The organism is Massilia sp. 01N417 (assembly GCF_056399645.1).
The window spans coordinates 62441-85648 of the sequence record NZ_JBFTRS010000014.1; the positions used below are offsets into that span (position 1 = coordinate 62441).

General features: G+C 61.8%; 22 protein-coding genes and 1 pseudogene. 15 read left to right on the plus strand and 8 right to left on the minus strand.

Features of this window, described 5'->3' with window-relative positions:
- The first annotated feature begins 162 nt into the window (after positions 1-162).
- Positions 163-1296 carry a M14 family metallopeptidase gene (locus AC1DOQ_RS15920; protein ID WP_477366033.1) on the plus strand — a complete coding sequence of 378 codons (1134 nt, stop codon included), beginning with the start codon at positions 163-165 and terminating at the stop codon, positions 1294-1296.
- Between the two features lie 87 nt (positions 1297-1383).
- Entirely contained in the window at positions 1384-2193 is an 810-nt protein-coding gene (locus tag AC1DOQ_RS15925; protein ID WP_477366036.1) for a hypothetical protein, read from the plus strand.
- Between the two features lie 3 nt (positions 2194-2196).
- On the opposite strand, the gene nfsB is transcribed toward AC1DOQ_RS15925, so the two are convergent.
- Entirely contained in the window at positions 2197-2850 is a 654-nt protein-coding gene (nfsB, locus tag AC1DOQ_RS15930; RefSeq protein ID WP_477366039.1) for an oxygen-insensitive NAD(P)H nitroreductase, read from the minus strand.
- Positions 2851-3039: 189 nt separating this feature from the next.
- Between nfsB and AC1DOQ_RS15935 the strand changes: the two genes are divergently transcribed.
- Positions 3040-4281 (plus strand): hypothetical protein, encoded by a 1242-nt coding sequence (locus AC1DOQ_RS15935; protein WP_477366042.1) that lies wholly within the window; start codon positions 3040-3042, stop codon positions 4279-4281.
- 20 nt (positions 4282-4301) lie between these two features.
- Here the strand turns inward: AC1DOQ_RS15935 and pmbA are convergent, their stop codons facing one another.
- Positions 4302-5654 carry a metalloprotease PmbA gene (gene pmbA / locus AC1DOQ_RS15940; RefSeq protein WP_477366045.1) on the minus strand — a complete coding sequence of 451 codons (1353 nt, stop codon included), beginning with the start codon at positions 5652-5654 and terminating at the stop codon, positions 4302-4304.
- A 93-nt stretch (positions 5655-5747) separates the two neighbouring features.
- Between pmbA and yjgA the strand changes: the two genes are divergently transcribed.
- From yjgA to AC1DOQ_RS15960, 4 genes are read left to right on the plus strand one after another with little or no spacing between them, the layout of a single operon-like run.
- Positions 5748-6347, plus strand: a complete 600-nt coding sequence (gene yjgA / locus AC1DOQ_RS15945) for a ribosome biogenesis factor YjgA (RefSeq protein ID WP_477366048.1) — start codon at positions 5748-5750, stop codon at positions 6345-6347.
- Complete coding sequence (gene mog / locus AC1DOQ_RS15950) at positions 6331-6954, plus strand: molybdopterin adenylyltransferase (RefSeq protein ID WP_477366051.1); 624 nt, start codon at positions 6331-6333, stop codon at positions 6952-6954. The genes yjgA and mog overlap by 17 nt, the downstream gene beginning before the upstream one ends.
- Before the next feature lie 10 nt (positions 6955-6964).
- A complete protein-coding gene (locus tag AC1DOQ_RS15955; protein WP_477366054.1) occupies positions 6965-7633 on the plus strand; it encodes an alpha/beta hydrolase in 669 nt (222 codons plus the stop codon).
- A 4-nt stretch (positions 7634-7637) separates the two neighbouring features.
- Positions 7638-7835, plus strand: a complete 198-nt coding sequence (locus tag AC1DOQ_RS15960; protein ID WP_441934518.1) for a hypothetical protein — start codon at positions 7638-7640, stop codon at positions 7833-7835.
- A gap of 9 nt (positions 7836-7844) precedes the next feature.
- Here the strand turns inward: AC1DOQ_RS15960 and AC1DOQ_RS15965 are convergent, their stop codons facing one another.
- Both AC1DOQ_RS15965 and AC1DOQ_RS15970 read right to left on the minus strand, forming a co-directional pair.
- On the minus strand, positions 7845-8399 hold the full coding sequence (locus AC1DOQ_RS15965; RefSeq protein WP_477366057.1) for a carboxymuconolactone decarboxylase family protein: 555 nt from the start codon (positions 8397-8399) through the stop codon (positions 7845-7847).
- A 159-nt stretch (positions 8400-8558) separates the two neighbouring features.
- Complete coding sequence (locus AC1DOQ_RS15970) at positions 8559-9722, minus strand: CpXC domain-containing protein (RefSeq protein WP_477366060.1); 1164 nt, start codon at positions 9720-9722, stop codon at positions 8559-8561.
- Positions 9723-10742: 1020 nt separating this feature from the next.
- Here AC1DOQ_RS15970 and AC1DOQ_RS15975 point away from each other — a divergent pair.
- From AC1DOQ_RS15975 to AC1DOQ_RS15985, 3 genes and pseudogenes are all read left to right on the plus strand, one after another.
- Complete coding sequence (locus tag AC1DOQ_RS15975) at positions 10743-11513, plus strand: hypothetical protein (RefSeq protein WP_477366063.1); 771 nt, start codon at positions 10743-10745, stop codon at positions 11511-11513.
- Between the two features lie 186 nt (positions 11514-11699).
- Entirely contained in the window at positions 11700-11996 is a 297-nt protein-coding gene (locus tag AC1DOQ_RS15980; RefSeq protein WP_477366288.1) for a peptidoglycan DD-metalloendopeptidase family protein, read from the plus strand.
- Positions 11997-12192: 196 nt separating this feature from the next.
- A pseudogene (locus tag AC1DOQ_RS15985) lies at positions 12193-12754 on the plus strand (Fic family protein); the annotation flags it as partial.
- A gap of 50 nt (positions 12755-12804) precedes the next feature.
- On the opposite strand, the gene AC1DOQ_RS15990 reads toward AC1DOQ_RS15985, so the two are convergent.
- The 3 genes from AC1DOQ_RS15990 to AC1DOQ_RS16000 form a co-directional block, all read right to left on the minus strand.
- Positions 12805-13653 carry a fumarylacetoacetate hydrolase family protein gene (locus AC1DOQ_RS15990; RefSeq protein ID WP_477366065.1) on the minus strand — a complete coding sequence of 283 codons (849 nt, stop codon included), beginning with the start codon at positions 13651-13653 and terminating at the stop codon, positions 12805-12807.
- Between the two features lie 73 nt (positions 13654-13726).
- Positions 13727-14941 (minus strand): YbfB/YjiJ family MFS transporter, encoded by a 1215-nt coding sequence (locus AC1DOQ_RS15995; RefSeq protein ID WP_477366067.1) that lies wholly within the window; start codon positions 14939-14941, stop codon positions 13727-13729.
- A gap of 1 nt (position 14942) precedes the next feature.
- On the minus strand, positions 14943-16970 hold the full coding sequence (locus AC1DOQ_RS16000; RefSeq protein ID WP_477366069.1) for an FAD/NAD(P)-binding protein: 2028 nt from the start codon (positions 16968-16970) through the stop codon (positions 14943-14945).
- Positions 16971-17197: 227 nt separating this feature from the next.
- On the opposite strand from AC1DOQ_RS16000, the gene AC1DOQ_RS16005 reads away from it, so the two are divergent.
- From AC1DOQ_RS16005 to AC1DOQ_RS16015, 3 genes are all read left to right on the plus strand, one after another.
- On the plus strand, positions 17198-18019 hold the full coding sequence (locus AC1DOQ_RS16005; protein WP_477366072.1) for an alpha/beta hydrolase: 822 nt from the start codon (positions 17198-17200) through the stop codon (positions 18017-18019).
- A 101-nt stretch (positions 18020-18120) separates the two neighbouring features.
- Positions 18121-18576, plus strand: coding sequence for a cache domain-containing protein (locus AC1DOQ_RS16010; RefSeq protein WP_477366075.1), 456 nt, complete (start codon positions 18121-18123; stop codon positions 18574-18576).
- A gap of 63 nt (positions 18577-18639) precedes the next feature.
- The gene (locus tag AC1DOQ_RS16015; RefSeq protein WP_477366078.1) at positions 18640-20334 is read left to right on the plus strand and encodes a methyl-accepting chemotaxis protein; all 1695 of its coding nucleotides are present in this window, start codon (positions 18640-18642) and stop codon (positions 20332-20334) included.
- 3 nt (positions 20335-20337) lie between these two features.
- On the opposite strand, the gene AC1DOQ_RS16020 is transcribed toward AC1DOQ_RS16015, so the two are convergent.
- Complete coding sequence (locus AC1DOQ_RS16020) at positions 20338-20907, minus strand: DNA-3-methyladenine glycosylase (RefSeq protein ID WP_477366081.1); 570 nt, start codon at positions 20905-20907, stop codon at positions 20338-20340.
- Positions 20908-21083: 176 nt separating this feature from the next.
- On the opposite strand from AC1DOQ_RS16020, the gene AC1DOQ_RS16025 reads away from it, so the two are divergent.
- On the plus strand, positions 21084-21953 hold the full coding sequence (locus AC1DOQ_RS16025) for an HDOD domain-containing protein (protein WP_477366084.1): 870 nt from the start codon (positions 21084-21086) through the stop codon (positions 21951-21953).
- Positions 21954-22045: 92 nt separating this feature from the next.
- Positions 22046-23197 carry a tetratricopeptide repeat protein gene (locus AC1DOQ_RS16030; protein WP_477366086.1) on the plus strand — a complete coding sequence of 384 codons (1152 nt, stop codon included), beginning with the start codon at positions 22046-22048 and terminating at the stop codon, positions 23195-23197.
- Positions 23198-23208 lie beyond the last annotated feature (11 nt).

Sequence of the window (23208 nt, forward strand, 5' to 3'; positions counted from 1 at the left end):
TGATGCACGCCCTACCACTCAAATAACAGGACCTCGTCAAACCGTAGCGAGCGGCCGCAGTTTCGGCCGAGAAGCGCAGCCGTACTTACGGTACGGCGAGCATCGCAGGCCGAAAATGCAACGCGCAGCAGGTTTGACGAGGTCCCCACTACAGGACACACCATGTCTATCAAGATCAGCAGCCAGTTCGACGCTGGCGCCATCGATATCGTGAACGCCACGAGCGCGAACGCCATCGACCTGAACATCCGCAAGGATTCGCACGCCGACATCATCCAGTGGTTCTACTTCCGCCTGCAGGGCGCGCAGGCCCAGCCCTGCACGATCCGCCTGCTCAACGCCGGCCAGTCGGCCTACCCGAAGGGCTGGGAAGACTACAACGCGATGGCGAGCTATGACCGCATCAACTGGTTCCGCGTGCCGACCAGCTTCGACGGCCAGGTGCTGACCATCGAGCACACCCCGGCCATGGACAGCGTCTACTACGCCTACTTCGAGCCCTACTCGTGGGAGCGCCACCTGGAGCTGCTGGACCGCGCCCAGCTGTCCGAGCAGGTGCGCATGGTCGACCTCGGCTCGACCGTCGACGGCCGCGACCTGAACATGCTGATCATCGGCGAACCTTCGCCGGAGAAGAAAAAAGTGTGGGTGATCGCACGCCAGCACCCGGGCGAGACGATGGCCGAGTGGTTCGTCGAGGGCATGCTCGACGCCCTGCTCGATCCCGCTCACCCCTTCGGCCGCCAGCTGCTGAAAGAATCGGTGTTCTACGTGGTGCCGAACATGAACCCGGACGGCTCGGTGCGCGGCAACCTGCGCACGAATGCCGCCGGCGCCAACCTGAACCGCGAGTGGCTGAACCCGACCATGGAACGCAGCCCGGAAGTCTTCCTCGTCAAGCAGAAGATGCACGAAGTCGGCGTCGACATGTGCCTCGACGTGCACGGCGACGAAGGCCTGCCCTACGTGTTCATCGCCGGCAGCGAATCGCTGCCGAACTTCACGGCCGAACAGGCCGCCGCCCAGAAAGCCTTCTCGGACGCCTTCATGGTGGCCAGCCCGGACTTCCAGGACGTGCACGGCTATGGCGAAACGCCCTACACCGAAGAGACCCTGACCATGGGCTCGCCGCACATCACCCACGCCTTCGGCTGCCTGTCGCTGACCCTCGAACTGCCGTTCAAGGACAACGCCAACGACCCGGATCCGCAAGTGGGCTGGGATGGCGCGCGCAGCGCCCGCCTGGGTGCCGCCGTGCTGCAGCCGGTGCTGCAGGCGGTCCGCGCGATCAAGTAAGTCCTTGCCCGGCCGGGAACCGGCCTGCGCCGCCCCCTGTCAAAAGCATGAGCGGCGGCCAGCGCCAGGGAAACTGCGGAGAACGGGATGGGCAATGTCTATCGGCCAGGGGAAAGTCCGGCTGCGGGAGCGCTGCCTCCCGCCGGACTGGCGCTGGGCGACGCCTGGTTCTGGCATGCCGACCAGACCCTGCTCCACGCCCTGGTCGAACATCCGAAGGTCGCGCCCGAGCATGCGGCCATCCGCCTGCTCGGCTTCAATGGCGCCAGGCTGAACGAATACATCGGCGACGGCGCGTTTGCCAGCGTGATCCGCATGCACCTGTCGCCGGATTGCCATTTCAGCGAAGTCTATCTCGGCGGCTTCGCCAACGATGCGCTCGAGCACCGGTTGGCGCTGCGCGACGATTGCTCGTCCGCCGCCGATCCGGCCGCCTGCTTCTCGCCGGCGCGCCTGGACCTGATGCTGTATCACATCAGTGAAGGCCTGAACGGCATCATCCGCGCCATCCGCTGGGCCTGCCGCAAGACCACCTGGCAGCAGCCGATCTTCCTGAACGGCTACGACTACCCGGTGCCCGACGGCCGCGGCTTCGTCAACAGCCATGGCGGCTGGCTCACGACCATCATGGACGACGCCAACGTCGATCCCGACCTGGCCTTCCGCACCGAAGTCATGAAGCGGATGATCGACGTGGTGAACGACGAGGTGCTGGCAGAATTCCACTCACCCCTCGAGCGCGTGTTCCACGTCGACAGCCGCGGGGTGCTGGCGACCGACCCGGCACACTACGCGGAAGACTGGGAGAACGAGGGCTACCCGACCCGCGAAGGATTCATGAAACTCCTCGAGCGGGCCTGGTTTCCCGTGCTCCGGCCCTTCCGCATCGTTATCTGAACATCACAGGAAAGTGAAGACCTGCTCTTCCTGCAGGCGCGACTTCGGCAGGCCGGCGTTGAAGTCGGTCTCGGCGTGGTAGCCGAAGCTCAGCATGACCAGGCTGGTGAGGCCGCGCTCGTGCAGGCCGAATTCCGCGTCCAGGGCGGCGACGTCGATGCCTTCCATCGGCGTGGTGTCGATGCCCAGGTTGGCGGCGCCCAGCATGGCGGTGCCGAGGGCGATGTAGACCTGTTTTTCCAGCCACTGCGGCAGGTCTTTCTGGGTGTAGCGGTGCAGGTTCACATAGCCCAGGCGGCCCTTGGCCTGGCCGGCCCTGGCGGCTTCGTCGCGGAAGCGGCCGTCGCGCTGCTCCTGCTCGAGGATGCTGTCGAGGTGTTGCTGGTCGGCATCGGCGCGCACGCAGAACAGGATCACGTGCGAGGCGTTGAGGATCTTCGGTTCGTTGTAGATGAAACCGCCTTGGGCGCCCTTGGCCATGCGGGCCTTGGCTTCCGGCGTGCTGGCGACGATGAAGTGCCAGGGCTGGGAGTTGACCGAGGACGGGCTGTTGCGCAGCAGACCGTAGATCTGCTGCATCAGCTCGTCGGGGACGCGGCGGGCCGGGTCGTAGGCCTTGGCGGTGTGGCGCTTGGTGGCGGCGGCGAGAATGTTCATATGATATCTTTCTTGTTACTTGACGCTGAGCATCTGCACATTTACGTTATTCGATGCCCATCATTGACTGCAGAAACCATTTCAAGCATCGGGGTTATGTCATTATACTTGGAAGAACCTCAGTTTTTTAAGCCCGCCTGGTTACTATAGAAAACGGGCTGACGACATCAGCTTGCAAGTGAGAGCAACATGACAGCTATTGCCCTGCTCAATATTGAAAATGATCCGCATGTTTTAGCAGACACCTTTCTCAGTGCGAAAGGAGCAGATCCGAATCCAAGAAAGGAAGTCTGGCTTCCTGCGCTTGGAAGCATCAAGTCCGAGTGGGGCTCCGCTGAAGACCTTTGGTATATTGCCAGACTGGGGAGGAAAACTTTTATCCTTCCAAACAATTCCGGCATATTGTCCTTCTCGGGCGACTGCAAGGCAGCGTTTGATTTTTGGTCCGAATGGTCCAAGACCTTCCTCAACACATTCCTATATGACGCTGGGGCTCACGTTACCGCCGAAATGCTCGAACGTGTCCTGAATCGCCTCAAAGGCCGTGAGAAGTTCAATTTACTCGGCATCCTTCGCGGCCCTAGCGGACGGCGAGTTCCGTTCATTCACAATCTTCCGAAAAAAGTCATGACAAACAACTTCGGAACTTGTTATGTCGCAGGATCGGGCACTGAAATCGTCAGCGAAATTATCACAACTACTGACGCTTACCTCTCTCGACAAGGAGGATGGAAGAGCGCAAATCGAATTTCCGCCACAGAAGATTTGGCTGAACATATTTCATCCCACATGCTCTACCGGGAAAGCGATTGGCGAAATGGAAAGCTGTCAGGTTCGCCTATCGATATGCAGTGTGGAGGCTTCTTTGAATGGTATCGAGTCGAGCAAGACGGAATACGTCCATTGAAGTCCAGGATTGAATTACATTTCCTTGCTAAAAAAAACAAATTATACGTCACGCGCATTTATTTTGCAGAGCAAGTCCAGAGCAAGGGAATGGTTGGCGATATTTATCCGCGGCCTCTATATTATATTTCCGTACTCAGCCTTATACATGATCGAGTGGAAGTCCAGGCGATCGATGCAGAACCATATGATTTCGCGCTGCAGCCAGAAGAAGTCCATGGAGTCCTGATTGATTCCACTTTTTCTCTTTATGACAGCACAGAAAACGATCCGCCATCTCGGATTTCCGGAAAGATATCGGCAGAAACACTAGAAAACATGTTTAGTGATCCGCTTGAAATACGCCGCGTGCGGATAGTGGTAAGCGCCCAAGAGCGCGCGAGCACAAAGGGATTTATTGCATCGCGCGATGAGGAGTTCTATGGGCGGATTTCAATGACCGACAAGTTGGGTCTGGAGATCAGCTCATCGATCATAGCGGCTGCCTTGGACATGGCTGCACGCCTAGCGCCTAACAACGATTAGAATATTTGAGCAGCCAAGGCTCAGCTGCCAGCAATCACCATCTTCTCGATCAGGATCGAACCCGTCGACTTGTTGCCGCGCGTCAGCACGTCATTGCCGATGCCGACGATGGACTGGAACATGTCCTTCATGTTGCCGGCGATGGTGATCTCTTCGACCGGATACTGGATCACGCCGTTCTCGACCCAGTAGCCGGACGCGCCGCGCGAATAGTCGCCGGTGACGTAGTTGGTGCCCTGCCCCATCAGTTCCGTGACCAGCAGGCCGGTGCCCATCTTGCGCAGCATGCCTTCGAAGGTATCGGCGATCTTCGTTTCCTTCGACAGCATTTCCAGGTTGTGCGAGCCGCCGGCATTGCCGGTGGTCTGCATGCCCAGCTTGCGTGCCGAGTAAGAAGACAGGAAATAGCCCTGCAGCACGCCATCGCTGACGACCTTGCGGGTCTGGGTGCGCACGCCTTCTTCGTCGAAGGGCGAGGAGCCGACCGCGCCGACGATGTGCGGGTCTTCGACGATCTGGATGTGCGAGGGGAAGATCGATTTGCCGAGCGTATCCAGCAGGAAACTCGACTTGCGGTAGAGGGCGCCGCCCGAGGTTGCCTGGACGAAAGAGCCGAGCAGGCCGGCGGCCAGCGGGGCTTCGAACAGTACCGGGCAGGTGCGGGTGTCGAGCTTGCGCGCGTTCAGGCGCGCCAGGGCGCGTTCGGCGGCGTAGCGGCCGACCTTTTCGGGATCGGCCAGCTTGTTCGGGTCGCGCGCCGAGGTGTACCAGTCGTCGCGCTGCATCTTGTTGCCCTTGCCGGCGATCGGCGCGACCGACAGGGTGTGGCGCGAGAACGGGTAGCCGGCGCAGAAACCGAGGCTGTTGGCGGCCACGAAATGCGACTGCTGCACGTAGACGCTGGCGCCTTCGCTGTTGGTGATGCGCTTGTCGACGCCGCAGGCGGCCGCTTCGCATTTCTGGGCGATGCGCACGGCTTCCTCGGCATCGATGTCCCAGGGGTAGCACAGGCGCAGGTCGCGCGGGTTCATTTCCAGCAGATCGGCGTCCGGCAGGCCGGCGGCCGGGTCTTCGGCGGTGAAGCGGGCGATGTTGTAGGCCGCTTCGACGGCGGCGCGCAGCGAGGCGCTGGAGAAATCGGAGGTGCTGGAATGGCCGCGGCGCTGGCCGCAGTAGACGGTCACGCCGATGCCCTTGTCCTTGTTCTGCTCGATGGTCTCGACCTGGCCCTTGCGCACCGTCACCGCCAGACCGCTACCCTCGCTGATTTCGACCGCCGCGTCGCTGGCGCCGGTTTCCTTTGCAATCGCCAGCACGTCCTGTGCGAGCTGCTTGAGCTGATCCTGGGTATGGGTGAAGACGGAGTCGTTCATGTGCGTTTTTCGTAGCGAGCCCTAAAACAGTTATCATAGCAGCCGTTTACTGTTTTTACCGTCAAGCCGTGCGCTTGGCGAATCTAGATCATCATGCCAAATGCAAACCGCGGCGCTGTCGGCTTCCGCTCCGACGAGTTCGAACCGGAATACGACCGCCCCTCCAAGTCCGAACTGAAGCGGCAGAGTAACGAGTTGCAGAAGCTCGGCGAACAGCTCATCGATGCGCCACGCGACCGCGTCAAGCGCGTGCCGATGCCGGACGAGGTCAAGGATGCCATCCTCATGGCCCAGACCATCACCAACCACGAAGGCCGCCGCCGCCAGCTGCAGTACGTGGGCAAGATGATGCGCTCCCTCGACGAGGAAGAAGTCGCCGTCATCCAGCGCACCATCGAGAGCTGGAAGGGCACCTCGAAGGCCGAAGCCGCCGCCCTGCACGCGCTGGAGCGCCGCCGCGAGAAGCTGCTGGCCGACGACAAGGCCCTCACCCAACTGCTGGGCGAGCATCCGGAGCTGGACGCGCAGCACCTGCGCACCCTGATCCGCAATGCGCGCAAGGAGCAGGCCGAGAACAAGCCGCCCAAGGCCTACCGCGAGATCTTCCAGATCCTGAAGGACCTGGCCAAGGCGCCGAAGGCTGCCGCGGAAGGCGAAGGCGAAGAGGACAACGGCGATGAGTCTGGAGAATAAGGGCCAGGAACTGGCGCGTGAGCTGGTGATTGGCCTGGTGTCGGTCTCGGACCGCGCCAGCGGCGGCGTGTACGAGGACAAGGGCATCCCCGCCCTGCAGGAGTGGCTGGGCAAGGCCCTGACCACCCCGTTCCGCGTCGAGACCCGCCTGATCCCCGATAACCGCGACGACATCGAGCGCGTGCTCATCGAACTGGTGGACGAGGTGCGCTGCCACCTGGTGCTGACCACCGGTGGCACCGGCCCCGCGCGGCGCGACGTCACGCCCGAGGCGACCCTCGCCATCGGCACCAAGGAGATGCCGGGCTTCGGCGAGCAGATGCGCCAGGTCAGCCTGCACTTCGTGCCGACCGCGATCCTGTCGCGCCAGGTGGCCGTGATCCGCGAGACGCCCGACCCCGCTTCTGATCATGCTGCCCTGGTCATGAACCTGCCGGGCCAGCCGAAGTCGATCAAGGAAACCCTCGAGGGCCTGAAGGATGCCGAGGGCAAGACCATCGTCAACGGCATCTTCGCCGCGGTCCCCTACTGCATCGACCTGATCGGCGGTCCCTTCATCGATACCGATCCGACCGTGTGCGCCGCCTGGCGCCCCAAGAAAAAATAAGGATGCATGCATGAGCGAGCTGCTCGAACACGTCACCGTCGACACCAGCGACAACCCGGAAATCTCCGTCATCTGGCTGCATGGCCTGGGCGCGGACGGCAACGACTTCGTGCCCATCGTGCGCGAGCTGGACCTGGCCGGCCTGCCTGGCATCCGCTTCATCTTCCCGCATGCGCGCACCATGCCGGTCACCGTCAACGGCGGCTATGTGATGCGCGCCTGGTACGACATCACCGGCGCCGAACTGACCCGCCGCGAAGACGAGAACGGCCTGCGCGCTTCGCAGAAGGAAGTCGAAGCCTTCATCGCGCGCGAAAAGGCGCGCGGCATCCCGGCGTCGCGCATCGTCCTGGCCGGTTTCTCGCAAGGCTGCGCGATGACCATCCAGACCGGCCTGCGCCATCCGGAACCGCTGGCCGGCATGATCTGCCTGTCGGGCTACGTGCCGCTGTCCGCCACGCTGGCGACGGAACGCACCCAGGAGAGCCTGGCCACGCCGATCTTCATGGCCCACGGCCGTCACGACAACGTGGTGCCTTTCGCCCGCGCCGAGCAGTCGCGCGACCTGCTGGTCTCGCTGGGCTACCAGGTCGAGTGGCACGAGTACGCCATGCAGCACTCGGTATGCCTCGAGGAAGTCCAGGCCATCTCGGCCTTCTTCAAGAAAGTATTGGGCTGAAGCGATGGCAAAGAAAGAAGAACTCGACGAAGAGACGATGGCGCTGATCAACTGGTGCATCGAGGTCGAAAAACACCTGGTGGCCGGCGGCGCCACCCAGAAGCAGGCGCAGGACTACATCGAAGAGAATGTCGAGTGGTTCACCGACATGTTCTACGATGAGTTCACGCCGGAGCAGGCGGCCAAGGAAGCGCTGGCCTAAGACGCCGGTTTACTCCGGCAGCGGATCCGCGTTCGACGCCGGCGCCGCGGTCTGCGCGCTGTTCATCACCATCGCCAGGAAGGTGTAGTAGCCGTTCACGCCCATCAGGTCGACCACGCCCTGCTCGCCGAACCGCGCCAGCGCGTTCTCGTAGACGGGGTCGGAGACCCGCTTGTCGCGGTGCAGCTCGGTGCAGAAGTCGTACACCGCCTCTTCGTCGGCCGGCATCGCCTTCGGCCGCCGGCGGTGCGCGATGGCGTCGATCACGTCCGCCGCGATGCCGGCCTGCTGCGCGATCGGTGCGTGGATCGCCCACTCGACCTGCTGGTTCCATGCGCGCGCGGTGACGAGGATCGCCAGCTCGGACAGCCGCACGCCGATGGCGCTGCGGTAGCGCAGGTATTCGCCCATGCGTTGCGCATGCCCCATCAACTCGGGACTGCGCAGCAGCGGCACGAATGGCCCGTAGAGGGCGCCGCGCGGGCCGTTGACGATCTCTTGCGCGGCCGCGCGCTGGGCGCCGGTCCATTGGTCGGGAGGGATGGGGCGGAGGCGGTCTGTCATGCAAGAAATATTCGCATGACTTCCCGCAAAAATCAAAAGAATCCCGGCGGCCCGCGCCGGATTCGGTCAGCCGCATATGCCGCAGGCGTCGAACGGCAGTACATCGCTACCTTGGTATGGGTTCCCGCAGTGCGCTTTTGGGAACCTTGCAAAGATCTGCTACTCCAAATTTGCACCAGGCCGGCTATCGGCCTCTATGAAAACCAGCCTTCCTCGTTCCAGTCCATCACCGCCACTATGCTTGAACAGATACAGTCCTAGACGGTAGCGTACGGCCGCCCGCGTCGGCGCCATCAAGCCGGGCAGCGCGAGGAAGCGCCGGATGGTCGCCATCGCGTAGGTGTAATCACTCGGATTGGTGGGCTCGGGCAGCGCATTGAATTCATGTATGAGCGTATCGTTCGGTGATGGACGCCCCGTTTGACGGACCTGTTCGCGCTGAGGGGGTTGCTCGCGCGCCGCGCGCCTGCGCTCTTCGGCGTTTAAGCGGGCTTCGATACGCGCGAGCACAGATTGGATCTGCGTAACTTGCAAATTCATTGGGCGCTTGGCCCGCACTACTTCGTGTAATACGGTTCGCGCACGCAGACAGTTCTCATATGGGTCACCTGTTTCCCGTTCGAGCAGCAGGCGCGCCAGGTTGTACTGCTGGTCGGCCCAGCGCGCCGGTGCGGCCTCTCGTGTGTAGACGGAGGCCGCCGCCTCTGTTGCGGCGATGGCGCGCTCGAGATTGTCGACGCGCCTACCTTGTCGTAGACGGAACAGCGACGACGCGAGACGCTCGTTCAGCCAAGCCCAAGTGTTGGGATCTGACTGCCGCGTGATCGCAGCCATAGCAGTCTCAATCATAGCGATACGTCGCGGCATATCATTATCGGTAAACGGCGCATCGATGGCCGCCATAATCGCTACGGGGACCGCATTGCCCTCGGGCTGGGGTTCCTGCAGGTCCCGTAGAACAGTCCAAAATCGATTGCGGGGAACACAGCGAACCTGCTCCAGGAAGGACGTGGAGCGTCTGCAGGCCTTAACCTCCTCGTGCACTTGTGACAGCATACTCCTGCACGTCGACTGGGCCTCTTCATCGAAGTCCAGAGGCGGTGAAAAAACGGCATAGCCGCGCACGGGGTCGTAAACGAGAATTGGCGCTCCGATGGGCGTAACGTGTCCGCGTGGGCAGCGTGCATCATGGATCTCGTCGGCAATACAGCGTTCGAGCAAATCGGGGCGGTGCTCCGCATCAATCACGAACCAGCACTCGAAGACGAATTGCGTGCCGCACTGCGGGCAGGCGAGTTGTATGGTTCGCTGATGCTTCGTCATAACGCCTCGCGCGGCACCACATGTGATCGATGGGCGAGGCCTAAACCTCCTGGCATGCAGATTCCAAGATAGGCGGGAACCAGACCGAACGCAAGCATATCCCGGCAGCGTCGGTCGATTCCGGGTCAAGTGGGCTTTGAGAGGACTGAGTGGCCCTAGATTTTCATGCAAGCGATATAAAAAGCTCAGCTTGCTTGCAGGATAAGCAAACCGGAGAGCGATATTTCGAACTAGCTAGCGTACAACTGCTCAGCACACGTGACGCAGCTTGGACTGATTCCTTTGGCTCCGACGGCTTTCGACCTATTGTCTTGAAAAACTCGGCTCCTATTTCAGGCGGAAACGAAAGATCGGTAACTCGATTTTTCAGAACAGCCGTTATGACGCGAACGTGAGTCAGTTGGACTTCGACCGTCACCGAAAATTCGCTAAAAAAATTTTCCGGCCGACCTTTTTAAAACAATAGACCCGGAGCGGAAGCTCAAATCTACGTGTCTTGGCGATTCTTAGAGGCGCTATCGTAACCGCGGTTTGGCTCCTAAAACCCTCCTCCAATTGATGGGAACACTGTCGATTATCGACATCACCAACAGTCCGAGTTAAGGTGGTTAGTCGTACAACAGTCGAACCTGACTACCCAAAGCATGTAATGGTTAGGTGATAGGACACTCATGTCACAGACTGCATGTTTCTTCCAGGATCGGATACGAAGCACTGCTTTATGCAGTAGCAGATTAAAATTACACTTTCAGTTGTCGAAATTTTTTACATGTTGATCAATTGAACAGTACCCATAATTTATAAACTTTTGATTTGTCGCGCAAAATTTTTGTGGCACGGATTATGCTCGAACTGATGTAACCTCGGACCGACTCGCAGATGTACTTTCTACTGAGCACATTCTGTGCCGGCGAACGCTTTCTAATAGTTACGCTTTAGATGGAACGTTCAATTTGTTCCTCCAATACGAATCCCCCAAGAGTTCACTTTAGGTCTTTAAATACTGATAAGGATTTCGATATGAAAGCGTCCCAAAAATTGGCAATTTTTGCTCAAACTGTCGGAATATCTTTATTAGTGTACGCCGGCCCTACAAGGGCGAATCCAATCTCATACTTTGACCACCTGAGCTATCAATCAATCGAAATCGGCGGTATTTCATATATCTGCTCAGGCACAACTGACCCCGCGTGCGTCGATATTTCAATCCGGGCAATTGGTGACACAAGTACGGTGCAAGCCTTTAGTGTTCCAGGCGCAAGTGGATTTACGAACACGCTGAACCAAGCAACGTTAGATGTTTACTTTCACGACGGGCATTCATATACCGCCAGCATCGATCTTACGCGCGGCGGGCTTTACGTTAGTGTGGATCAAACAAATCAAGGTGCTGGATTTAGCTCAGCCTACGGGCCTACGTATCCACTCGCGATTTATGGCGGTGCAGGATTTGCCAGCTATAATTTAGTCTCAGATTTCCTCATCTGGGGATGGGGCCCCTTCTCCGCGACTGCTGCAAACAACGATGGCGCACCTTTATATACGACAGATGGCACTGAGTTCCTCATTAAGAGGGGCTTAGCTCCCGCATCTGGCTTCTTCGTATCAACGGTTTCCGATGTCACTACGGTTCCGGAACCGACCGGCGCATGGCTCGTTGCTTTGGGCTTGGTTGCACTAATTTTTTCCGAGAGGTTCGGAAAATATAGTAAGAATTATTATATTAAGCGGGTGCTACTGAACTTACGGCGATTCGTGTTCTTTATAGAGCAGCGCCTTCAAAAGATCTAATGCGAGGAATCCAGCAAAAGGATTCTGCTGCATGTCAAAAACCTAAATTTTAGAGATTTTCACATGCACTTCCCTCTTGAAAAAATGAAGATCAGGCCTTGTCAATTCGGACGTTATAATCCTTTGAGTAATACCTTCGGCAAGGTTCGAGTAAACAATACGCAACCCCATCAAGGATAGGATCTGATTGCATCACCAGACAGTATTTGCTATGCGATCTCGGATGGCGAACTTCTTTATATTGATGAGGAAAAAAATGGCTTAGGTCTGAAAGCAATCCTTATGTTTAATCACAAGGGCCTCACCTATTTTGCAGTTTACGCGAATCTCTCTGAAAAAATTGTCGGAGCCTGCTCGGTAAAAGAAGGCACAAGGATCGCCAAAACGGGAATGACAGGAAATGCCTCGAAAATTCCGAAAAACGAAGCGCATCTTCACTTCGAAATTAGAAAGAAGGTTAATTGCAGGACCGGGCTTGGATAATAGAATTGATCCAGGAGAAATATTTGGATATGAATTTTATTCATACAATAAGGAAATGTTCATTTGATATTGGATTAGTGCAATGACATCGCCCACTGCCGACGGGACAGTGCCTCTGCGTGCGTCCTGATACAATTCATTGTTGCGCAAATGGACCTGTGGCCTTGCAATATCTTCGTTGCTCCAAATTCGCGGACTGGACGCGCTACTGGACAAGGCGAACCAGATCGACGATCCGTTCGAGCAGTCGTTCTTCATGATGGCGCATTTGCCATACCTGCAGCCATTTTCCGACATCAATAAACGCACCTCCAGGCTGGCGGCGAATCTACCGATGTTTCGCGTGAATCTGTGTCCACTCACGTTTTTGGACGTACCGGAGCGGGCCTACAGCCGTGCCACCTTGGGCGTACGAGTTGACGCGCGTCGAACTGCAGCGCGACCTGTACATCTGGGCCTATGAGCGCTCGACACAGGAATACCTGGCACTGAAGCAGAATATGGCTAAACCCGCCCCCCTGCGCCTCGCCTGGCGTGACTTGATCAAGCAAACCATCCTCGAGATCGTTATCCATCCCGAAGGCGAGCCACTCGCCAGCATCCAGCAATCCGTGACGCTCAATGTGCCAGAGCATGAGCAGCCCAGCGTGCAGGCGCTCATTGTCAAAGAACTCAAGCGGCTGCACGAGGGCGTACTGGCGCGCTATGGTTTGCGACCGTCCAAATACGCGGCTTGGAAGGCCATACACAGGCATTGAGAAACTCACGCGTTGGCGTCGGCCCCACAGTGCGCGGGGACGACGGCGGTTTATTTCGGAAACGCCACCACTTCCTGCTGCTGCTCCCCCAGACCCGCAATACCCAGGCGCAGCTTGTCCCCCTTCTTCAGGAAACGCTGCGGCGTGCGGCCCAGGCCCACGCCCGGCGGGGTGCCGGTGCTGATGATGTCGCCCGGCTCCAGGGTCATGAAGCGCGACAGGTAGCTGACGATTCTAGCAACCGTGAAGATCATGTTCGAGGTGTTCCCGGTCTGCATGCGCTTGCCGTTCAGCTCCAGGTAGAGGTCGAGGTCCTGCACGTCGAAGATCTCGTCCTTGGTCACCAGGAAGGGGCCGACCGGGCCGAAGGTGTCGCAGCCCTTGCCCTTGTCCCACTGCGAGCCCATCTCGAACTGGAAGGCGCGCTCGGAGACGTCGTTGACCACGCAGTAGCCGGCCACGTACTTCAGCGCGTCTTCTTCGCTGACGTACTGCGCGCGCTCGCCGATGACCACGCCCAGCTCGACTTCCCAGTCGGTCTTCTTCGAGCCTTTCGGCAGCTGGATCGCATCGTCCGGGCCGGACAGGGAGCTGGTCGCCTTCATGAACAGGATCGGCTCCTTCGGGATCGGCGCGCCCACCTCGGCCGCGTGGTCCGAGTAGTTCATGCCGATGCCGATGAATTTGCCGACGCCCTTGACCGGGACGCCCAAGCGCGGTTCGCCGCGCACGATGGGCAGGGTCTTCCAGTCGACCTTGGCCAGCTTGCGCAGCGCTTTTTCGGACAACACCGATGCGTCGATGTCGTCGATGACGCCGGCCAGCGAGCGCAGGCGGCCTTCTTCGTCGAACAGGCCGGGTTTTTCTTTACCTGGGCGGCCGTAGCGAACCAATCTCATATTCTTCCTTCTGTGCGAGTAAACCGATCCCGCATTCTACTTGACCTCGCCGCCCGCCACGTCGCGCGCCGCCTCAGGCGATGCCGGGCTGGGCGTCGCCGGTCCGGTGCCTGAAGCGCAGCATGGCGATGGCGACGATGCACAGCGCCGACACGGCGAGTGCGGCGGCGCTGATCCAGAACAGGATTGCGTACGACTGGCGTCCATGCATGAGCCACACCATGCCGCTGGCGCCGCCGGCCTGGGCCAGCGAAAAGCACAGGTTCATCGCGGTCCAGTTGCGCCGGTGGTCCGCGGCGCCGCCGATCTCGAGCGCATAGCTGGATGCCGCGCCGACGATACCCGGCGAGAAGAAGCCGACCAGCACCGACGACGACAGCAGTGTCACAGCGTCCTGGGAAAACATCGGCAGCGCCACGCCGAGGGCCTTCAGGCCGAATGCCACCGCCAGCGTACGGTTCAGGCCAAAGCGGTCGGCGATCACGCCGGTCAGGTAAGGGCCGCATGCCGCGCCGACGCCGAAACAGGCCCAGAAGAAGCTGGCGACGGCCAGGGGCTGATGCAGTTCGCGCGTGATGTAATCGGCCCAGAACAGGGTATGCGGCAGGTAGCCGATCGCGTTCAGCGTATAGGCGAGGCACAGCAGCAGGATCGGCAAGGACAGGCGCGGCCGGCCCAGGGCTGTCCGCTGCGGCGTCGCGGCCGTGGGGGCGCCGTCCGGCCAGTAGCGCCATGTGAGCGCGGTCAGCAGCGCGCAGACGGCGCCCAAGGCCAGCCAGGTCACCGCCAGCTGGTAGCTCGCCAGGCTGGGAACGATGGTGGAGGCGGCGACGATGCCGAGGCCGACGCCGGAAAAGATGACGCCGCTGGTGCGTCCGCGCCGCGCCGCCGGGGTGCGCGGCAGGATCAGCACCGGCGCCTGCACCATCAGGATCGCACCGCAGGCGCCGGCGACGGTGCGCCAGGCCACGAACCAGGCCAGGCCGCCATCGCGCCAGCCGCAGGCGAAAAAACTCAACGCGCACAGCAGCATCGACAGCCGCACCATGCGGCCGGCCCGGCAGCGGCGCGCCAGCAGCGATGCCAGTCCGATGCCGAGCAGGTAGCCGGTCAGGTTGGCGGCGCCGAGGTAGCCTGCCGCGGTCAGGTCGAACCATGCCTGCCGCACCAGCAGGGGCAGGATCGCGGCATAGGCGAAGCGTCCGATCCCGACCCCGGTCAGCGTGGCGGCCATGCCGCACAGGCCGGGGCCGGCCTGTGCGAAGCGGGTACGCAGCGCAGCGCCCACCTCAAGCCCCGGTCAGGGCGAGCGGCGGAACCGGGACCTCCGGCGCTTCGGCGTCGGCCGGCTCGGCCGGCCGCTCCAGCGGGTAGGCGAGCGCCGCGATCCCGCTGCTGCGTTCCGCCAGCTCATCGCTTGCCTGCAGCATCCGCAGACGCGCGCTGCGCTCGCCGATCGCATCCATCATGCGGCCGACGGCGCGCCCGGCGTCGACCATCGTGGTCGAATTGGCGCCGGGACGCGGCAGCACGAAGGTGTAGAACTTGCATCCCTCGACCAGGGTGCCGAGCGCCCACAGGCTGGACTGCGGGGCGCCGTCGCGTCCGACCACGTTCATGTTGCGGTCGACGGTGATGCCGCCCGGATGGAAGCTGCCGTTCATGAAGGGAGACACGATCCCGCGCTGCATCATCTTGCGCATCAGCGGCGACTTGTCCTCCCGTGGCCCCGGCAGCGAGGCGCGCCCGCGTACCAGCACGTCGGCCGTTTCGGTTTCGCCGTTCCAGTGGCTGCGCACCACGAAGCGGCCGGAGTGCTCGTCCAGGACACAGCTCGCGCCGGGTCCGAAGTCGGCCTGCACGACGCCGGCGTCCATCAGCGCGAGCAGCTGCGCGATCCTCTCCTTCGGCGGTCCGACCGCCAGCCGGTTCATGATCGGCAAGAACTCGGACAGCACCCAGCGGTGCGACTGCTCGGTCAGTCCGCCATAGTCGATGGCGCTGCGGATCACGTCGCGCACGTCGCGCAGCACGTCGCAGGCGGATTTCAGCGGTCCGTCCAGGTTGCCGAGACAGGCCTGCTCGAAGTCGCCCCACATATAGCCGCGCAGCCAGTCGTCATACTGGCGCCGGCTCTGCAGCGCACGGGCGGGAATCGGGTTGACCAGTTCGTCCCACGACAGCTGGTCGCGCCGGGTGACGTACTTGTCGATCAGCGCCTGGCGCGCCGCCGCACTGCCGGCCGCCATGAACTCGTTACTGAACGTCAGCGCGGTGAGCTTGTCCAGCTTGCGGTACAGATACGAGAAATAATAGGCGAACTGCATGTCGCTCCAGAGCAGCGGCATGATCTGCCGGTCGAAATCGAGCTTGCCGCCCGGCGTTTCCGTCCGCAGTTCCTCGACCTTGGCCATGGTCAGGAATTTCGGCTTGTACTGGCCGAACACGCCTTTCTGGTTGGTCGCGCGCGCCATCAGCGGCAAGCCCGAGCGCGAGTACAACAGGATTTTCGGTTCCTTGCCCGACGGCCGGTAACGCAGGCGGCCCGCGGGTTCCATCTTGCCGCATGGGACGAAGCTGCCGCCCCGGCCGGCCGTCAACTGCGCCAGCAGGTCGAAGGTGGTCAGGCCGATGCCTTCGATGGCGATGCTGTCGCGCTCCTTGACGCTCGAGACGGCATTGCGGATCGGATAGGGTTCCAGCACGACCTGCAGGCTCGGGTTGTGGGCGCGTGCGCGCTCGACTTTCTGGATCAGCGCCGACTCGGCCTCGCTCGGCAGCTTGCGCGCGTGGCCGGTGGTCAGGAACACGAAATCGACCGGATAGGCGCAGCCGTCGTAGAACACATTCCAGCCCTCCCCATTGGCCTCGAGATCGTCGACGTTGGCGAAGTTGTGCAGGAAAATCTTCACCTGCGGCGGCGCCATCTTCTTCAGGTACTCGAAGCCCCAGCGCAGGTAATCGCCGAACAGGGCGCGCGAATAGTAGCCGTTGCGGTCGATGACCAGATGCTCGGCCGCCACGCCCGGCCCCCTGCCGCTTTTGCTGCCGAGCCAGTCGGCAAACGAAGGACCGTACAACAGCGGTCCGGCGCCGCGGACGGTATCGTCGGAAAACTGCGTCATCTGGCAAGCGACCGTGTTGACCAGCAGGTGGTCCGCCTGGTCGGTGGTATGGCAGCCCGGCCCGAATTCCTTACCGTCAAACAAGTACAACCCCAGCGGCGTTGCATGCGGATCATTCCGTGCATACGCGATGATGCGGTCGAGCACCGAGATACCGCGTGGTCCCAAGCCGATGACTGCGATCTTGTACATGTGAACCTCATATGGATGAGATGAGTGCATTGTTGAACAATGGTTCATGAATAAAACAAACCAATGATAGATAGGCGGCCGGTGACACGGTTGCGCATCCGCAACTTTTGAGGGTGTAGAGCAATTTCCGTGGGTTAACGTTTTGCCTTGCTTCCTGTCAAGGAAACGCTTGCGGAACAGAACGACACTGCGAATTTCGCTTTGCTCACGACCACATGGAGGCCTGAATGAAGTCGACCAAGCTGGGACGCCGTACCTTCCACCTCGCCGCGCTGGGCAGCCTGTTCCTGGGCGGCGCGGCCTCCGCCGCACGCCCGCCGGCATCGCCCGTGGCGAACAAGCCGAAGACCTTCGTGCTGGTCCATGGCGCCTGGTATGGCGGGTGGTGCTGGGACGCGGTCACGCACGCCCTGCGCGCACGCGGCCATACCGTGACTGCGCCGACCTGTCCCGGACTGGGCGAACAGGCGCATTTGCTGTCGAAGGATCTTTCGCTATCAACCTTCATCACGAGCATCAGCAATCACATCCGCTACGAGAACCTGGGCGATGTGATCCTGGTGGGCAGCGGCTTCGGCGGCGTGGTGATCAGCGGCGTCGCGGACCGCATGCCGCAGTTGCTCAAAAGCCTGGTGTTCGTGGACGCCATGGTGCTCGACAGCGGGCTGTCGGTGTTCGAAGCCCAGCCGGCCGCAGTGACGAAGAAGCGCCTCGAACAGGTGGAACGCCAGGGCAAGGGCATCGCGATCCCGGCGCCGCCAGCCAGCTCCTACGGCGTCACCGACAAACAGACGATGGCGTGGCTCAGCGAACGCCTGACGCCGCAACCGGTGGGCACCTATCAGGAAAAGCTGGTGCTGAACAACCCCATGGGCAATGGCGTTCCGCGGATTTACATCGATTGCATCGCTTCGCCGTTCGAGCCCCTGGTCGAGGTCAAGAAGAACCTCAAGCGCCAGCCGGGCTGGACATGGGTGGAGCTGAACACCCATCACGATCCGATGATCACCGAGCCGCTGATGCTGGCCGACTTCCTGGCCGCCGTCTAGCTTGTGCCAGCGCAACTTATCTGCGGACCCGGTGTCGTACATTGCTTAATGCAAATAGGAAACATTTCCCTTCGAATTTTTCTTATAAAGGAAATCCCGCCATGAAGCTGCTGTTCACTGCCGCCACATTATCCTGCGCATTCGCCATGGGCAACGCCTGCGCCACCGACGCCACCGAAAAGGATGCCGTTGCGCTGGTCGAAAAAGGTGTCGCCTTCATGAAGGCGAACGGCAAGGACGCCATGATCAAGCGGATCAACAGCAAGGATCCGGAGTTCTACAAAGGCGAGCTCTACCTCCACATGCGCGACGCCAGGAACGCGATCATGCTGGCCCATCCGGTCAACCCGACACTGATCGGCAAGGACCTGATCGACGTGCCCGATACCAACGGCAAGATGTACCGCCGCGAAATGGTCCAGCTGGCGGCGACCAAGGGCAAGGGCTGGTATGACTACACCTACAAGAACCCCGTCAGCGGCAAGATCGAACCGAAGACCACCTATATGGTGAAGGTCGACGACGTCGTGCTGGAAGCGGGCATCTACAAGAAATGACGGCGTAATGCCGAACGGGGTGCGATTCCGGCCGGCTCGCCGGCCATTACTGGCGGGGGAAGCATGCTGAAAAAATTACGGATCGGTCCCAAACTGCTGCTGGCTCCCACCCTGGTGCTGCTGCTCCTGATGCTGCTTTCCGGCGCCGCCTATTACGGCATGGTGCGCCAGAACGCATCGCTGGAAAACATCGTGCAGGTCCGCACCGCACACCTCAAGTCGGCAGCCGAGATCTCGGGCGACGCCAAGTACGCGCATGGCAACATCTACCAGCTGCTGGCGTCCATCAGCGGCAGCTTCGGGCAGGGACGGATCGATGCGCTGGTCGCCGACATCAAGAAGAAACACGAAGCGTTGCAGGCCCGCCTGGCAGCGCTGGCGGAGGCATCGAATCCCGCCGAGCGCAAGCTGATCGCATCGTCGATCAAGGCCCTGGCCGACTACCGCAAGAGCGCGACCGACAGCATCGAGCTGGCGCAGGTGGACCAGTCGCTGGCCACCGGTTCGATGCGGCTTGCGGAACAGCGCTTCGGCGTGCTGAACACGCAGCTGGCGCAGCTGTCGGCCCTCGAACAGCAACTGAGCTCTCAGGCGCACGACGCCGCCAAGGCCGAGTTCCAGATGCTCGGCATGACGATGGCGGGACTGGTCGTGCTGTCGATCGCGCTGTCGCTGGTGGTGACGATGCTGGTGCGGCGCGCGATGCTGGCCGATATCAACGCGATGTCGGAAGTGGTCGGCGAACTGGCCAAGGGGCGGCTCAAGCGCGGCGCCGGCAACGATGGGCGCGACGAAATCGCCGACACCTCGCGGGCGCTCGACCATTCGATCGCCATCCTGAACGACACCCTGCGCAGCATCCTGGCCTCGGTCCACTCGATCGACACCGCCTCGCAGGAAATCGCCAGCGGCAACCTCGACCTGTCGACCCGCACCGAGCTGCAGGCCGGCTCGCTGCAGCAGACCGCCAGCGCGATGGAAACCCTGACCACGGCCGTCAAGGGCAACGCCGACAACGCGCGCCTGGCCACCGGGCTGGCGGCCGAGGCGGCGCGGCTGGCGGCCAGCGGCGGCCAGTCGGTCGAGCGCGCGGTGGCGACCATGGAATCGATCCGCGCCAGCTCGCGCAAGATCGTCGACATCATCGGCGTCATCGACGGCATCTCGTTCCAGACCAACCTGCTGGCGCTGAACGCGGCGGTGGAAGCGGCGCGCGCCGGCGAGCAGGGACGCGGCTTCGCGGTGGTGGCCAGCGAGGTGCGCACCCTGGCCCAGCGCTCGGCCTCGGCGGCGAAGGAGATCAAGGCATTGATTGCCGATTCGGTCGCCATCATCGACGGCGGCAGCGCCTCGGTCAACGAAGCCGGCGCCAGCATGGGCAGCGTGGTCGCCTCGGTGCAGCAGGTGAACGACATCATCAACCGCATCAGTTCGGCCAGCACGGAACAGGCCGACGGCATCGCGGAAGTCAACCGCGCGGTCGGGCAAATGGACGACATGACCCAGCAGAACGCGGCCCTGGTCGAGCAGGCCGCGGCGGCCGCGGCCAGCCTGCACGAGCAGACCGTCAACCTGGCGCGCGCCGTATCCGTGTTCCAGATCGAGGGCGTCGAAGCGGCTGGTGCCGCGCAGGATGAGGAGGACGGGGAGTTCGCCCAGGTCGAGCGGCGCGCGACGGACAGCCCGATGCGAGCCGGCGCCAGCCGGGGCCCGCGTCCCGCGCTGGAAAACCGCCAGGGCCTGCGGCGGCGCGCCTAGCCGTTATGGAAAGCGCTTGCTGACGTAGCGCGAACCCTTCAGGCCGAAACGCCACGGCACGTCGACCGCCTTCGAGATACCGATCCGCGGGCCGGTCACCACCTCGATACCCTTCGGCGCGGCCGCCAGTTCAAATGGCGGCTGCGCCAGCGAGGACCCGTTCAGCGCCCGCGTCACCCCCAGCGCCTGGCACAGCTTGCCGGGCCCGGAGCACAGCAGCCACTCGTCGGTGGTGCCGCGCCGCTCGCGCATCGTCTCCAGGCCGGCCACCGGTTCGAGGGCGCGGATCAGCACCCCGGCGCCGTGCCCCTGTTCCATGCAGACGAAGTTGAGGCACCAGTGGATGCCATAGGAACGGTAGACATAGGCATGGGCCGGCGGGCCGAACATCGCGAAATTGCGCTCCGTCGGTCCGGAGTAGGCGTGGGAAGCCGGATCCTCGCCGTCATAGGCTTCGGTTTCGACGATCCGGCCGCCGACGCCGTCGACCAGCACGGTCACGCCGATCAGCTGGCGCGCCACGACGTCGGAACGGGCGGAGAAATCGATCCCCGCAAGCATGAAAGAAGACATGTGGCAATCTTATAACGGCCGCGTCCAGAAAGTCGCACGGTCGGCTCTGCGGTGTGACAACGGCAACTGTCTGATTTGCCACACAAAATGAATACTTTGATGCAACTTGTTGTGTGCTGGTTTATAGTGACGAGCTTGGCACGTCTTTCCGTGCAGCATCGTTTCCCTCCCCTGCCATGAGTACAGCATCCGCCCTGGCGCGTCCCGCCGCCGCCGAGGATCCCGTCGACGCCCTGATCAAGTCGATCCGCATCCCGCCTCGTCCCAGCCTGCTGGCCGACCTGCAGCGCGAGCTTGCTTCGCCGGATCCGAGCCCGGAGACGATCGGCCGCATCGTCGCCAGCGACGTCGGCATGTCGGGCGCCCTGCTGAAACTGGCCAATTCGGCCATCTATGGCGGGCGGCGCAAGGCCAAGTCGATCGAACAGGCCATCCTCTTCCTCGGCATTAACCAGGTCGCCGCGCTGATGACCGGCCTGCTGGCGCGCCAGGCGATTCCCGCCAACAGCGCGGCCCTGGCCAGCTTCTGGGACGTCTCGACCCGCCGCGCCCAGGCCATGGTATTCCTGTCGCGCCGCCTGCGCATCGGCGAGCCGGACGTGGCACATACCTTCGGCCTGTTCTGCGACACCGGCCTGCCCCTGCTGATGGACCGCTTCGCCGACTACGGCGCCACTTACGCCGCCGCCTCGCTCGAAGCCGAGCGTCCCTTCACGGCGCTGGAGGAAGAGCGCCACGCCACTTCGCACGCCTCGATCGGTTGCCTGCTGGCGCGCAACTGGGGCTTGTCCGACCATGTCGGCTGGGCCATCCTGCACCATCACGACTACGCCATGCTGGAAGACGCGCATACCGCCGGCGCGGTGCGTTCGCTGGTGGCGCTGTCGCTGCTGGCGGAAGCCGCGATCTGCAAGTACCAGGGCCATGCCGAATCGCTCGAGTGGAACAAGGGCGGCGTGCGCGCCTGCACCTATCTCGGCCTGTCGGCGGAAGAAACCGCCGAGCTGCTCGACGAACTGCACGAAGCCTTCCACGACGAACAGTAACGAACAGTAAGATCCCCCCTCGAGAGCGTCTTTACATCTCCTCCGCACCGGCAGATACTGAAAGAAAAAGTACACCGGACACGGAGGAGAAAATGCGATACCTCATTGCGTTCATGATGGTCCTGCTGGCCGGCTGCGCCAGCGCGCCGCCGGCCCCGGCACCCGACCTGTACCGCGACGCCGCCTTCGGTCCGCCGACCGAAAAAATCAGTACCGCCGACCTGTTCGCGCTCAGCCCCGAAATGCGCGAGTATCTGCACAGTGCGGCCTTCAATACCTATCTGCGCAACCGCGGCAAGGAATACGGCCTGCTGGAAGCCTTGTACACCGGCAGCAAGACCGGCCTGAAACTCGATTACGACGCGACCTATACCCGCAACGCGGCCGAAACCTTCCGCGACCGCGCCGGCAACTGCATGTCGCTGGTGATCATGACGGCCGCCTTCGCCAAGGAACTCGGGATGACGGTGCGCTACCAGGACGTCATCATGGAGGAAAGCTGGAGCCGCAACAACGGCTTCTACCTGCTCAGCGGCCATGTGAATCTGCTGCTGGCCTATCGCGCCCCCGAGCTCTACGGTTCGGATCCGGAACGCGCGCTGGTGGTCGACTTCCTGCCGGATGCGCGCGCCGACAAGCGCTATACCCGGCAACTGGACGAAGAAGACATCATCATGATGTTCCAGAACAACCGCGCCGCCGAAGCCCTCGTGCAGGGCAAGCTCGACGATGCCTACTGGTGGGCGCGCGCCGCCACCAGCGGCAACCCGCGCACCGCGCTGGCCTACAATACCCTGGGCGTGATCTACGATCGCCGCGGCGATTTCGCCATGGCCGAGCGTGCCTTCCGTGCAGCGCTGGCACGCGAACCCGAAAGCGTCATCACCCTGCGCAACCTCGAACCGGTGCTGACGGCACAGGGCAAGACGGAGGAAGCCAGGGCGGTCGCCCAGCGCGCCGCCAAGATCGAGCCGGCTCCGCCCTTCCTCTACTTCAACAAGGGCGTCACCGCCTACCAGCATGGGGAATACAGCGAGGCCAGGGATTTGTTCGCGCGCGAAGTCAGGCGCGCGCCCTACTACGACGAATTCCATTTCTGGCTGGCGGCGAGCCTGCTGCAGCTCGGCGAGGTCAAGGAAGCGCGCGAACAGCTGACCCTGGCGGCCGATACCAGCACGCGCAAGGATACGCGTAATCTCTATAACGCCAAGCTGGCCCACCTGCGCCAGCTCGGCATGCGTTAATCTTCGTTACA